Below are 13,076 nucleotides of genomic sequence, written 5' to 3'. Positions count from 1 at the left end.
CGGTATTGGGACATGGCCGGTTGTTTATGCGGTTTTCCGGCAAAAAGGAAGAGAAAAGCGACGGCAATATCGGCCGGAACAGAGGCTGACCGGCCTTACCCGGTCAGAACGCGATCCTGGCGTCCAGTTCGCTGAGCGGGCGCACGCCCGATAACATCGCCCTCGCCTCTTCTTCATCGCGCCTGATCTGGGCGACGAGCGGATCGAGACCGTCGAATTTCAGCTCGTCGCGCAGGTGCCCGAAGAAGGAGACCGAACAGACCTCGCCATAAAGGTCGCCGGAAAAATCGAAGACGAATGTTTCAAGCAGCGCCGCACCGTTTTCGGTGACGGTCGGGCGGTAACCGAAGCTTGCCACCCCATCGCGGATCGACCCGTCCGGGCGGCGGAACCGCACGGCATAGATGCCCGCTTTCAGTTCCGTTTCCGGCGCCAGCGCCATGTTGGCGGTGGGATAACCCAGCGTGCGGCCGAGCTTCTGGCCGCCGATGACTTCGCTTTCCACCGTGAAGCGATAACCGAGCAGGCCTGCGGCGCCCGCCACATCGCCTTCGCATAGAAGCGAGCGAATCCGGCTGGAGGAGACGACATCCGCGCCCTCGTCGCGGAAGGCATCCACCAGCGTCACGTCGAAGCCATGGCGTTTGCCGGCCTCCATCAGGAACGCCGGGCCGCCTTCGCGGCCCTTGCCGAAATGGAAATCGAAGCCGGTGACGACAGCGCTGGCATGAAGCCAGTCGACCAGAATGGACTGGACGAATTCCTCCGCCGAGCGCTGCGAAAATTCCCGGTCGAAGGGATATTCGATGACGGAGCGGAAACCGATGGCCTCAAGGATGCGCGCCTTGAGTGGCGCGGGCGTGAGGCGAAAAACCGGCGTATCGGGACGGAAGACGGAACGGGGATGCGGCTCGAAGGTCAGCACCAGCGCGGGAACGCCACGGGCGTCCGCCAGCTCCAGGGCACGATCCAGGACAGCCCGGTGGCCGCGATGCACGCCGTCGAAATTGCCGATGGCGATGACGCCGCCGCGAAGAGCTTCCGGCAGCGGTTCCTTTTTTTCATTGCGGTGAAAAACGGTCATGGCAATCGATCCATTCCTGCGCCAGCTATTCCTTGAGGCAAGACGTCCTCAGGCGAGACGGGGCATCCACCAGCCGGGAGCAGCACCCTGCCCCTTGAGATAGGCATTGAGAAGCGCCTCGTCCGTCTGGCCGTTCAGCGTATATTCGGCGGCGTGAATTCCGCCGCTGATATAAAGAAGGTTGAGACCGCTCGCAATCGCGCCCTTCACATCCGTCGGCATGCCGTCGCCGATGGCGAGCACGCGATCCTTGGCGAAGGCGCCGCGCACTTCTTTGGCCGCCGCAAGGCAGGCCTCATAGATCGGCGCATGCGGCTTGCCGGCAATGCGGACCTCGCCGCCGAGCTGTTCGTAGTAAGCGGCCATGGCGCCGGCGCATGGAATGATGCGCTCGCCGCGCTCCACCACCAGATCGGGATTGGCGCAGATCATCGGCACGTTGCGGGCAATGAAGCCCTTGAGCATTTCGGTATAGTCCTCGGGCGTTTCCGTCTCGTCATCGAAAAAGCCGGTGCAGACCACGGACTGCGCTTCCGCCTCGCCGACGCGCTCGACATCGAGACCGTCCAGCAGCGGCAGATCGCGTTCCGGGCCGAGCAGGAATACTTTTTTCGGGCCTTCCGCGATCAGGCCGCGGGTGACGTCACCGGAGGTGATAATGCGGTCATAGGCCTCATCCGGCACGCCGAGAACGCGAAGCTGGGCGATGACGCCGGGAGCGGGGCGCGGCGAATTGGTGATGAGCACCACCGTCTTGCCGGCCTCGCGCGCTTCCCGCAACGCAACCGCCGCATCCGGAAAAGCGCTGACGCCATTGTGCAGCACGCCCCAGACATCCGAAAGAATAACGTCGAACCCAGCCGTAATTTCGCCGAGAGTGAGAATGCGATGGGCCATGAGATGCTTTCCGGATGCGAGAAGAGGGTGAGCGTCACATCGCAAAGCGGGACGCCGATGGCAAGGAAAAAAGCGCCGCCAGACCGGTCTTGGCCCGCCTGACGCAGCATGAACACAAATGCCCCTTAGATGCGATGCGGCCGCAACGGGCAAAAAGAACGACGTCGCCGCGCCCGTCCGCGCATGGGAAATTTCTGTCATGGAACGCTGATAACCATAAGCCATGAAATTTTTCAGACAGGGCGTTCTTGACTCCGGCAGAAGCCCTCCTTATCTCGGTTCCGCTGGCACTCGATAAAGGAGAGTGCTAACACCCATCAGGCGAGTTCCAAAAGCTCGCGCAGTCATTTGATCGAGGGATTAGACAATGACAAGCACCAATTTCCGCCCGCTTCACGATCGCGTCGTCGTTCGTCGCGTTGAGTCCGAAGAAAAGACCAAGGGCGGCATCATCATTCCCGACACCGCCAAGGAAAAGCCGCAGGAAGGCGAAATCGTCGCCGTCGGTTCCGGCGCACGTGACGAGGCCGGCAAGGTCGTCGCTCTCGACGTCAAGGTTGGCGATCGCGTTCTGTTCGGCAAGTGGTCGGGCACCGAAGTCAAGCTCAACGGCGAAGACCTTCTGATCATGAAGGAAGCCGACATCATGGGCATTATCGGCTGATTTCAGTCGACCCATCGTTTCCTTAAATTTCAAGCCGGACCCGGTCCGGCCATTCGAAACCAGGAGTTTTGAAAATGGCAGCCAAAGAAGTAAAATTCGGCCGCACAGCACGCGAAAAGATGCTCAAGGGCGTCGACGTTCTTGCTGATGCAGTGAAGGTAACCCTCGGCCCGAAGGGTCGTAACGTCGTTATCGACAAGTCCTTCGGCGCTCCGCGCATCACCAAGGACGGCGTTTCCGTCGCCAAGGAAATCGAACTGGAAGACAAGTTCGAGAACATGGGCGCACAGCTCGTTCGCGAAGTTGCCTCCAAGACCAACGACATCGCCGGCGACGGCACCACCACCGCGACCGTTCTGGCCCAGGCCATCGTTCGCGAGGGTTCCAAGGCAGTTGCTGCCGGCATGAACCCGATGGACCTGAAGCGCGGTATCGATCTGGCCGTTGCTGAAGTCGTCAAGGACCTTCAGGCCAAGGCCAAGAAGATCAACACGTCTGAAGAAGTTGCACAGGTCGGCACGATCTCTGCAAACGGCGAGCGTCAGATCGGTCTCGACATTGCTGAAGCAATGCAGAAGGTCGGCAACGAAGGCGTCATCACCGTTGAAGAAGCCAAGACCGCTGAAACCGAACTCGAAGTCGTTGAAGGCATGCAGTTCGACCGCGGCTACCTGTCGCCCTACTTCGTGACCAACCCGGAAAAGATGGTTGCGGACCTCGAAGACGCATACATCCTCCTGCACGAAAAGAAGCTTTCGAACCTTCAGGCCATGCTGCCGGTTCTCGAAGCCGTCGTTCAGACCGGCAAGCCGCTCGTCATCATCGCTGAAGACGTTGAAGGTGAAGCCCTTGCAACGCTCGTCGTCAACAAGCTGCGTGGCGGCCTCAAGATCGCTGCCGTCAAGGCTCCCGGCTTCGGCGACCGCCGCAAGGCCATGCTGGAAGACATCGCCATCCTGACCGGTGGTACCGTCATTTCCGAAGACCTCGGCATCAAGCTCGAAAACGTTACCCTCGACATGCTCGGTAAGTCGAAGAAGGTTTCGATCTCCAAGGAAAACACCACGATCGTTGACGGCGCCGGCCAGAAGTCCGACATCGAAGGTCGTGTTGCCCAGATCAAGGCTCAGATCGAAGAAACCACCTCCGACTACGACCGCGAAAAGCTGCAGGAACGTCTTGCCAAGCTCGCTGGCGGCGTTGCCGTTATCCGCGTTGGCGGTTCGACGGAAGTTGAAGTGAAGGAAAAGAAGGACCGCATCGACGACGCTCTCAACGCGACGCGCGCTGCTGTTCAGGAAGGCATCGTACCGGGCGGCGGCGTTGCCCTGCTGCGTTCGTCCACGAAGATCACCGCAAAGGGTGAAAACGACGACCAGGAAGCCGGTATCAACATCATCCGCCGCGCCCTGCAGGCTCTGGTTCGCCAGATTGCAGACAACGCAGGTGACGAAGCTTCCATCGTTGTCGGCAAGATCCTCGAGAAGAACGAAGACAACTACGGCTACAACGCCCAGACCGGTGAATATGGCGACCTGATCCAGCTCGGCATCGTCGACCCGGTCAAGGTTGTTCGTACGGCTCTGCAGAACGCAGCCTCGGTTGCTTCGCTGCTGATCACCACCGAAGCCATGATCGCCGAGCTTCCGAAGAAGGACGCTCCGATGCCGGCAATGCCGGGCGGCGGCATGGGCGGCATGGACTTCTAATCAGTCCTGTCTCCGGATTAAGAAAGGGCGGTCTTCGGACCGCCCTTTTTCGTTGCCGCCCATGCCCTTTAAGTGGTCCGGCGTCGCAAGCGCGCCCGACGGGCGGCATGGACTTCTAATCAGCCCTGCCACCGGAATAAGAAAGGGCGGTCTTCGGATCGCCCTTTTTCTTTGTCGCCCATGCCCTTTAGGTGGGTCCGGCGTCGCAAGCGCGCCCGACGGGCGGCATGGACTTCTAATCGGTCCTGTCACCGGAATTAAGAAAGGGCGGTCTTCGGACCGCCCTTTTTCTTTGCCGCGCCTGTGTGATTGACGGAAGGCGGCGCACCTTATCGACGCTCTCGCAAGAGATGCCTCATGAAATCAACAGGTTGCATAATTCTGAAGGCCGACGCGGAAGGGTTCGTGTATTGTCCCGTTTTGGAACAGGCGTGATTTTATCCGGCTATTTTTGCAACCCCATGCAATAATGGGGCACATCCAAGAGCGAATCACCACCCCATACGGGGCCGATTTCCACTCGGACCGGCTTATAAGTGCGCTATTTAGTTGTGCTTTTTCGCATGTCTCGCGATTTTGAAGAAGAAATACATAATATTTTTGATTTTCTCACTGTCTGGTTGTTGTAGGTAGGGGAAAATAAACTATAAGTCACCCCCCGTAAGGGTTCCGCGACGGGGCGGCCAGCATTGAAAGGGGTTTCGATGCCTGGCAAATACGTTCGACTGCGGGTGGCGGTAAAGGTTCAACCTGGCAGTGGCGCTTGAAGTGGCGGCGCTGGCACGTGTTCATGCGGGGGCGCGATTTGTTTGAAATATCAAGACGCAACGATGCTCTGCCTGCGGCGGTAACAGCCACGCCCGATCCCCGGACCCTGTCGCATTTCTTCATGTCGGAGGAGTGGAGCAGCGATCTTTCCAGTGGCGTCATCCGGCTCGGCGAACACGCATCGTTCATGCACGGCCTGCCGCCAGGCGAGTGCGGATTGCTCAGCCTTGTCCGCTGTTACGACCGCGCTGACCACGCCCGTGTTCTGGAACTTTTCGAGCAGGTTTCCACCGCACCTTCACGTTTCTGTTTTTCATCCGGCCTCTCCATCTTGCCGGCGATGCGGCAGCCGGTCATCTGCATGGGAGAATCTTCCGGCTTCGAAGACGGCCAGCAAGGGCGCATATCAGGGCTTTTCCTGTTTCCGCGCTTTGAGGATATTCGCTTCGCCGCCTGAACATAGCGGGACAGACGCCCAGCACCGTTCACAAAATGAAGACGATTTGTCTTCTATTGTTCATCTTTATGGGCGGATGATTTTCGGTCATTGATATCTCCAGACATTGCAGTTCAACCGGCGACACGCCGATTATTTACCGGAGATATCCATGTCCAGCAGCCAGAACGTTCTCGTTCTCATCGCCCGTATTCTGCTTTCCTTCATCTTCATCACCTCGGGCTTCAGCAAGCTCGTCGATCCGGCCGGTACGGCCGGCATGATCACTGGTGCCGGCCTACCCGCTGCAACCGCGCTTGCCTATATTGCAGGCCTGTTCGAACTCGTTGCCGGTCTTGCCATTCTCGCTGGTTTCCAGACCAAAATCGCTGCCTGGGCGCTTGCCGTCTTCTGCGTCTTCACCGGTCTGGTGTTCCACAGCGGCACCGTTGCCGTACCCGGCTGGCCTGAGCCGGCTCTTGGCTGGATCAACACGCTGAACGGCATCATGATGGTGAAGAACATCACACTTGCCGGCGCTTATATCCTGCTTGCCGCCTTCGGCCCCGGCGCCTACTCCGTCGACGCCAAGCGCGGTGCGGCTGTGGCCCACGCATAAGCCAAATGGATCGACCAATAAAAAAGCCGCCGGATCGCTCCGGCGGCTTTTTTTTTTACGTCGTCAGACCGCAGCCCTGATGCGCGAGGCGATCTCCTGAACCGCCGCATCGCCGTCATGTTCCGGCTTGCGGGCGCGCACGAAGCAGGCTTCCGAACGGACGATGATGCCGTCGGAGAGAATTTTCAGGTGGTTGGCCTTCAGCGTCGAGCCGGTCGAGGTGATATCGACGATGATATCCGCCTGCCCTGCGGCCGGCGCACCCTCGGTCGCGCCAAGGCTTTCAACGATGCGATAAAGCTGAATGCCGTGCTGGCGCGAAAAGAACTGCTGCGTCAGCCGCCAATATTTGGTGGCGATGGCAAGCCTGCGGCCATGACGGGCGCGGAATTCCGAAGCGACATCGCCGAGATCGGCCATGCTGTCCACATCCAGCCAGATTTCCGGCACGGCGACCACGACATCCGCATGGCCGAAACCGAGGCGTGCGCAGAACTCCACCTGCGCATCGGCATTGGTCAGCCCCTCGCGTACGAGGTCCTCTCCCGTCACGCCGAAATCCACAGTGCCGGCACCGATCTCGCGGGCGATCTCGGAAGCCGAGAGATAAGCGATCTCGATATCGTCGCGCCCTTCGATGCGGCCGCGATAGGAGCGGTCATTGCCGACAGCCGCGACTTTCAGCCCGGCGCGTTCCAGAACGGCGGAGGCGTCTTCCTTCATCCGGCCCTTGGAGGGCAATGCGATGGTAATCATGGCTTGTCGCTCCCGCGCACCGTTTCGATGCGATCCAGCCAGAGCGAAAAGCCCACGGCCGGGATTTTTTCCTGTGCGCCGAGCAGGGTCAGCAGCCGGTCGAAACGGCCGCCACCGGCCAGCACACTGTCTCCGCCCGCTTCCACCACTTCGAAAACGAGGCCTGTATAATAATCGAGCGGACGGCCGAAGGCCGCGCCATAGGTGACGGTTTCGAGATCGACACCGGCATTGCCAAGCGCTGCGACGCGTTTATCGAAAGCGGAAAGCGCGCTATCCAGTTTCAGTTTCGCCTTTGCGGCAAAATCCGCCAGAACCTGCGAGGCCTGCGGCAGAGGCGCCTTCAGGGCCAGGAACTGCTTGAGCAGCGCGAAGCTTTCATCCGGCAGGCGCGTGGCGGCAAGCGCCAGTTTTTCCCGCAGGCGGCGGGCGATTTCCTGCGGCGAGCGGCTGGCATTGGTGGAATAGCCGGTCTCCTGCATCACCGTATCGAGATAATCGACCAGCACTGTCTCGTCGCCCGTTGCCAGAAGGCCGGCAACCCGCGCGTCCAGCCCGGTCATGGGCTTAGGATGTACAAGGCTTTCCAGCAGCGCTTCCAGCTGCGCCATATCGCCGAATGCCTGCACCAGCCGCTTCTGCCAGCCGAGCGGCAGGCCAAGGGCGGCAACCACCGCCTCGAACACCTGCTGGTCGCCCAGCGTGACGGCAAGCGCCCGGCCCGGCAGCAGGCGCTGCAGAATGCCGGTGGCGTCAATGACGGCACGGGCGTCGGCGGCGGCAATATCGGTATCGCCGAGATCCTCGATGCCCGCCTGATAAAACTCGTTGGCACCTTCGCGGCGCTGGCGGAAGACTTCGCCGAGATAGGAATAACGCTTCGGCGTGCCGGTCGCCGTCTCGATATGGCGCAGGCAGACCGGAATGGTGAATTCCGGGCGCAGGCACAGGCTCTCACCCGTTTCGCTCTCCGTCATGAAGATACGGCGGCGCAAATCCTCGCCGGCCATATCCAGAAACGGTTCGGCGGGCTGGATGACGGGCGTGTTCACGCGGCTCGTGCGGCGCGCGGCGAATTCTTCCAGTAGCTCTCCGGAAAATTCCGGCATGTCGATCAGGGGCATGGGATATTTCCTGTATACGCCGCTAGATACCCCCCTCTGTCACTTCGTGACATCTCCCCCTCAAGGGGGGAGATCAATAGGAGTACGCCGCGCCGGCCGCTTGCAGATCTCCCCCCTTGAGGGGGAGATGTCCGGCAGGACAGAGGGGGGTAAGCGGCTGACACCACGTTACTTGCCTTGCGCCCGCGCCAAATCTTCAGCTTGCGCGGCCAGAATCTCGCGGACCTTCGCCACCAGCTCGGCTTCCGGCACGCTGACCTGCGCCACACGCGCCTCGCGCCAGCTGGCATTGTCCTCGATCTCGCCGGACAGGCGCTTGCCTTCGATCAGATCCTTGATCTGCACCACGCCTTCGGCGCGTTCATCTCCACCCTGGATGATGGCGATGGGCGAGCCGAGACGGTCGGCATATTTCAGCTGGTTGCCGAATTTTTTCCAGTTGCCCTGGTACATTTCAGCGCGGATGCCCTCGGCGCGCAGCGCCTGCGTGAAGCGCTGGTAACGGCCCATGCTTTCCACATCGCCATCCATGACGGTGATGAGAACCGGTGCGAGCGGCTTGACCTGACCGAGCTTGCCGAGGTTCTTCAGCGCCGTCATCAGGCGCGACACGCCGATGGAGAAGCCCGTGGCCGGAACCGGCTGGCCCATGAAGCGCGAAACGAGGCCGTCATAACGGCCGCCGCCGCCGACAGAGCCGAACACGACCTTTTCGCCCTTTTCATTGGTGACGTCGAAGCTCAGCTCGGCCTCATAGACCGGGCCGGTGTAATATTCGAGGCCGCGAACGACGGAGGTGTCAATTCTAATACGATCCGGGCCATAACCAGCCGAACTGACCAGTTGCTGTATGTCATTGAGTTCGCCGAGACCATCTGACAGCATTTGATCCAAATATACGCCGCCACGAATATCTGTAGTTAGACCTGAAATGCTGAGACCACCAAGTTCGTGGGTACCGAAACTTACGTCTAGTAATTTGAAGATACGAGAAATTTGGTCATCATCCAGCCCCATACCCTTGGTGAAATCACCACTTTCATCTTTTCGACCAGTTCCGAGTAGAAGTCTAACACCTTCTTTTCCGAATTTGTCGAGCTTATCGACCGCTCTCAAGACACCAAGTCTTCTATTGGTATTATGTTCACCACCCAGACCGATGGAAGTCAGTACACCATCGAGCACCTTGCGATTGTTGACGCGAATGACATAGTCGCCGCGCTGAATTCCGAGCGCTTCCAGCGTATCGGCCATCATCATGCACATTTCGGCATCGGCCTGCACGCCGGCGGCGCCCACCGTATCAGCATCGAACTGCATGAACTGCCGGAAACGGCCTGGGCCGGGCTTTTCATTGCGGAACACGTAACCGGCGCGATAGGTTCGGTAGGGCAGCTGGATTTCGTTGAAATTTTCCGCAACATGACGGGCGAGCGGCGCGGTGAGATCGTAGCGCAGGCTCATCCACTGGTCGTCATCGTCCTGCAGCGAAAACACGCCTTCGTTCGGGCGGTCGCTATCGGGCAGGAACTTGCCGAGCGCATCGGTATATTCGAACAGCGGTGTTTCCACCGGATCGAAGCCGTAAAGCTCATAGACCCTGCGGATCTTCTCGATCATCTCGTTGGTGGCATGAATATCGGCAACCGAGCGATCCACGAAGCCGCGCGGCAGGCGGGCTTTCAGTTTCTGAGGCTTTTTTACTTTTTCGCTCATGATGCCGATCCGATATTTTCCTGAAATTATGCCGGTGTATTAGAGGATGAAGCCCGGTGCGGCAAGCCGCAAAGGCTCCGGTTTTACTGGCCGCTGCGGCCAAGCGGTGCTATATGGGATACATGTATCCCAATTCGGATCGGGAAGGACGCGACCCATGAGCAAACAGACGGCCATACGCCTGCCGGACGAGACCTATGAGCGGCTGAAAGCGCTGTCCGAGCGCACCGGCCGCACATCCGCCTATTACATCCGCGAGGCAATCGAGAAACATATCGAAGATATGGAGGATCTCTATCTTGCGGAGGAGGCGACGCGGCGCATCCAACGTGGAGAATCGAAGATTGTAAGCGCCGAGGAGTTCTGGCGTGATCTGGACAATTGAATATCACACACTTGTCCAGAAAGAGATGCGCAAGATAAATCCGGAAATGCGCCAGCGAATCCGGAGTTTTCTGCATGAACGATTGGCGGCACTGGATGATCCACGCCAGACCGGCGCCGCCCTGCAAGGCTCCGAACTCGGAAATTTCTGGCGCTACCGGGTGGGCGATTACCGCATCATCTGCGATATACAGGATCACAAGCTCGTCGTGCTGGTGGTCGAAATCGGCCATCGCCGTGAAATCTACCGTTAGGCATTCATGATCCTCGAAGCCCTGCAATATGCCGCCACGCGCGCGGTCACGCCGAAAGAATTCCGGCCGCATATCCGCTATTCCGTCAACCTCTGGGCGCGCGCCAACCGCTGCGCCAAAGCCTGGGCGGAGCATGAAAACAACAGCCGGCAATTCGTGCTGCAATCGGCCAGAAAGCTGAAGCAGCGGCGAACGGCCGTCGTGCTGGGGTCTGGCCTGTTACGCGATGTGCCCTATGATGCGCTGGTGGCGATGTTCGATACGGTCGTGCTGGTCGATCTGGTGCATCTCGCCAGCGTGCAGGCGAAGCTGCGCCTCAATGCCAAAAAGAATGTCCGCATCGCCAACCGCGATCTTTCCGGCTTTGACGATGTTCTCGCCGGTCGGCCGGCGGAACCGCTCGATTTCCTGCGGCGGGTGCCCTATCTCGATCTCGTGGTATCGGCCAATCTCCTGTCACAGATCGGCACCGGCGCACGCCACCGGCTGGAGCGGGAAAAGATCGCAGATGCCCCGGACGATCTTCTGCCGAAGCTCATTCACACCCATCTAGAAGCGCTGGCTGGCCTGCCCTGCAAGGCCTGCCTGATAACGGACACCTCCTTCGACGTGATCGGCAAAGACGGCAACCTGCACCAGCATGAAGACCTGCTGCATGGCATCGAGCTTCCCGCCCCCGCCGCCGCATGGGAATGGCCGCTTGCCCCGTTTGGCGAGGAAAGCAGGGATTATCGCATCGTGCATCACGTCATCGCGCGTGAACTGACCTGATCGTCATGCTTATTCCATAATTCCAGCAGTAAATTCACGCCATGTCCCAGGTGGTCCGCACATTGATGTTCCTTGCCTGCCTGCTATACGGCGCAATGCCGGCGCAGATGGCGATGAGCATGCCGATAGCCAAGGGCATGGCAGCGTCCTCGCAAGTGCCAATGAAACATGACGGTGCCCATTCGCATCGAGCCCCGGATCGGGACCAAGTGTCTCGGGCGCATGCGGAGAATGGGGCTCACGGAGGGGGCACGGGCGGTTGCTGCCCGCATGGTGAAGATGCCGCACATCCCGGTTCCTGCGCCGCCTGCCTGATCGTGGTTCCGCGAACTATCTTCGCCGATAGTGGCCGGGTGACCTTTGACTATCCCAAGCCGCAGCGCGGCATCGTCTTTCACGGCAAGGCTTCCGCGCCGCCGCTACCGCCTCCCCGCGCCTGACCCCAGATTTTTTCAGACCCGTCTTCGAAAAATCCGTCAGACACAGGAAGGATAATCCATGTCTATCAAGACCATTACGCTCGCCGCCGCTTTTGCGGCCTCTCTCGCCATGCCCGTTCTCGCACAGGAAGCGGGCGGCCATGCCGGACATGACATGTCAAAAGGCACTATGAGCGACAGCGCTTCCACCAAGGCCTTCATGAAAGCCAGCAAGAAGATGCATGGCGATATGGCCATCGATTATAGCGGCGATGCCGATGTCGATTTCGTGCGCGGCATGATCCCGCACCATCAGGGCGCAATCGACATGGCCAAGGTCCAGCTCGAATACGGCAAGGACCCGGAAATCCGCAAGCTGGCCGAAGAGGTCATCAAGGCGCAGGAAGGCGAGATCGCCATGATGAAGGCCTGGCTGAAGTCCAAGGGCAAGTGACGACCGCTAGTGTCAAACGGGGAGCGCCGGCTGGCGCTCCCTCCCCCAAGGTTACAACCCCGCAAGACCGGCCTTGTAGTCCTCCGAGGCCGCACGGCTGAGGCGCTCCAGCTCCATGGCCGCCCGGCTGGTATGGCGTTCCTTGTGGCGCAGCAAAGCAAAGTTGCGGGCAGGCAAATCGATGCCGGCTCGGACCAGCAGCCCCTGCCGCAGAAATAGCGAGGCGACGGAGGCAGAAACTGCCGTGGCCGCGCCGCCGGAGCGTGCCGCCATTACCACCGCCTCATTGGACGGCAGTTCCAGCATGACGGACAGTTCAGCGGGGTCCACCCCCATCTGCCGCACCGCCGCCTCGAAGGCGGAGCGGGTGCCAGAGCCCTGTTCGCGCAGAACCCATGAGGTGCCGTAGAGCATATCGAGCGCGGTGAGATAACGGCCATCCGCGAAGGGATGGGCCGAACCGGTGACCACCAGCAGCTTGTCGGAGACGACCGGCTGCACCATCAAAGCCGGCTCATCGATCCTGCCTTCGATGAAACCGACCTCTGCCAGACCGTCAAGCACGGCCTGTGTAACCGTCTTGGTATTGCCGATATCGAGCCGCACGGTCACGCCCGGATAAAGCTTCTTGAACTGCATCAGGATCGGCGGCAGCCAGTAGCTTGCAATCGTCTGGCTGGCGCAGACGGTGATTTCGCCGCGCGTCAGCCCGCCCATTTCAGAAAGAATCAATTCGGCATTGCGCACACGCGCCAGAGTCGCCTTCGCTTCGCCCAGAAACGCCCGGCCGCTTTCCGTCAGTTCGATGTTGCGGCCGACGCGATGGAACAGCTCGACATTATAAAAGGCCTCGAGATTCTTGATGGCGGAGCTGACGGCGGAGGCGGTCAAACCGATGGCTTCGGCGGCCCTTGTAAGGTGCTCGCGTTCGGCAACGGCGATGAAGATGCGGAGTTGTTCGAAGGTCATGGCTTTTCATTCGATTTTATCGAATAATATATGCCATATTATTTGATAGAAT

The 13,076-nt window shown here is 59.8% G+C and carries 14 protein-coding genes; 8 read left to right on the top strand and 6 right to left on the bottom strand.

Going from position 1 to position 13,076, the window contains the following annotated elements; translation table 11 throughout:
• Positions 1 to 103: 103 nt before the first annotated feature.
• On the bottom strand, positions 104 to 1,084 hold the full coding sequence (locus tag PIB16_RS02835) for a bifunctional riboflavin kinase/FAD synthetase (protein WP_078051201.1): 981 nt from the start codon (positions 1,082 to 1,084) through the stop codon (positions 104 to 106).
• 48 nt (positions 1,085 to 1,132) lie between these two features.
• On the bottom strand, positions 1,133 to 1,981 hold the full coding sequence (locus PIB16_RS02830; protein WP_065654367.1) for a TIGR01459 family HAD-type hydrolase: 849 nt from the start codon (positions 1,979 to 1,981) through the stop codon (positions 1,133 to 1,135).
• Positions 1,982 to 2,348: 367 nt separating this feature from the next.
• Here PIB16_RS02830 and groES point away from each other — a divergent pair, with 367 nt between their 5' ends.
• From groES to PIB16_RS02810, 4 genes are all read left to right on the top strand, one after another.
• Positions 2,349 to 2,645, top strand: coding sequence for a co-chaperone GroES (gene groES / locus PIB16_RS02825; RefSeq protein ID WP_004440196.1), 297 nt, complete (start codon positions 2,349 to 2,351; stop codon positions 2,643 to 2,645).
• A 74-nt stretch (positions 2,646 to 2,719) separates the two neighbouring features.
• Positions 2,720 to 4,354: a chaperonin GroEL gene (groL, locus tag PIB16_RS02820; RefSeq protein ID WP_063947704.1), complete on the top strand. Its 1,635-nt coding sequence runs from the start codon at positions 2,720 to 2,722 to the stop codon at positions 4,352 to 4,354.
• Between the two features lie 790 nt (positions 4,355 to 5,144).
• A complete protein-coding gene (locus tag PIB16_RS02815; RefSeq protein WP_065654369.1) occupies positions 5,145 to 5,579 on the top strand; it encodes a hypothetical protein in 435 nt (144 codons plus the stop codon).
• Positions 5,580 to 5,730: 151 nt separating this feature from the next.
• Positions 5,731 to 6,177 carry a DoxX family protein gene (locus PIB16_RS02810; protein ID WP_003519535.1) on the top strand — a complete coding sequence of 149 codons (447 nt, stop codon included), beginning with the start codon at positions 5,731 to 5,733 and terminating at the stop codon, positions 6,175 to 6,177.
• Positions 6,178 to 6,240: 63 nt separating this feature from the next.
• Here PIB16_RS02810 and hisG read toward each other — a convergent pair whose 3' ends face one another.
• From hisG to hisS, 3 genes are all read right to left on the bottom strand, one after another.
• Positions 6,241 to 6,933: an ATP phosphoribosyltransferase gene (gene hisG / locus PIB16_RS02805; RefSeq protein ID WP_065654370.1), complete on the bottom strand. Its 693-nt coding sequence runs from the start codon at positions 6,931 to 6,933 to the stop codon at positions 6,241 to 6,243.
• Positions 6,930 to 8,057 (bottom strand): ATP phosphoribosyltransferase regulatory subunit, encoded by a 1,128-nt coding sequence (locus PIB16_RS02800; RefSeq protein ID WP_271044938.1) that lies wholly within the window; start codon positions 8,055 to 8,057, stop codon positions 6,930 to 6,932. Before PIB16_RS02800 ends, hisG begins: the two co-directional genes overlap by 4 nt.
• Positions 8,058 to 8,225: 168 nt before the next feature.
• The gene (gene hisS, locus PIB16_RS02795) at positions 8,226 to 9,773 is read right to left on the bottom strand and encodes a histidine--tRNA ligase (protein ID WP_271044937.1); all 1,548 of its coding nucleotides are present in this window, start codon (positions 9,771 to 9,773) and stop codon (positions 8,226 to 8,228) included.
• Positions 9,774 to 9,930: 157 nt separating this feature from the next.
• Between hisS and relB the strand changes: the two genes are divergently transcribed.
• The 4 genes from relB to copM all read left to right on the top strand — a co-directional run bounded on the left by relB (position 9,931) and on the right by copM (position 12,055).
• Positions 9,931 to 10,158, top strand: a complete 228-nt coding sequence (relB, locus tag PIB16_RS02790) for a type II toxin-antitoxin system RelB family antitoxin (RefSeq protein ID WP_142843989.1) — start codon at positions 9,931 to 9,933, stop codon at positions 10,156 to 10,158.
• Entirely contained in the window at positions 10,142 to 10,411 is a 270-nt protein-coding gene (locus tag PIB16_RS02785; protein ID WP_142843990.1) for a type II toxin-antitoxin system RelE family toxin, read from the top strand. The genes relB and PIB16_RS02785 overlap by 17 nt, the downstream gene beginning before the upstream one ends.
• 6 nt (positions 10,412 to 10,417) lie before the next feature.
• Positions 10,418 to 11,182, top strand: a complete 765-nt coding sequence (locus tag PIB16_RS02780; RefSeq protein WP_080855994.1) for a hypothetical protein — start codon at positions 10,418 to 10,420, stop codon at positions 11,180 to 11,182.
• Between the two features lie 498 nt (positions 11,183 to 11,680).
• Positions 11,681 to 12,055, top strand: coding sequence for a CopM family metallochaperone (gene copM / locus PIB16_RS02775; protein ID WP_271044936.1), 375 nt, complete (start codon positions 11,681 to 11,683; stop codon positions 12,053 to 12,055).
• Between the two features lie 51 nt (positions 12,056 to 12,106).
• Here copM and PIB16_RS02770 read toward each other — a convergent pair whose 3' ends face one another.
• The gene (locus PIB16_RS02770; protein WP_080855993.1) at positions 12,107 to 13,024 is read right to left on the bottom strand and encodes a LysR family transcriptional regulator; all 918 of its coding nucleotides are present in this window, start codon (positions 13,022 to 13,024) and stop codon (positions 12,107 to 12,109) included.
• Between the last annotated feature and the right edge of the window lie 52 nt (positions 13,025 to 13,076).

It is taken from the genome of Agrobacterium sp. ST15.13.015 (assembly GCF_027871645.1).
GTDB classification, from domain to species: Bacteria; Pseudomonadota; Alphaproteobacteria; order Rhizobiales; family Rhizobiaceae; genus Agrobacterium; species Agrobacterium leguminum.
The sequence above is the reverse complement of the archived record's forward strand: the minus strand, read 5'-3'. Positions and strand labels throughout refer to the sequence as shown.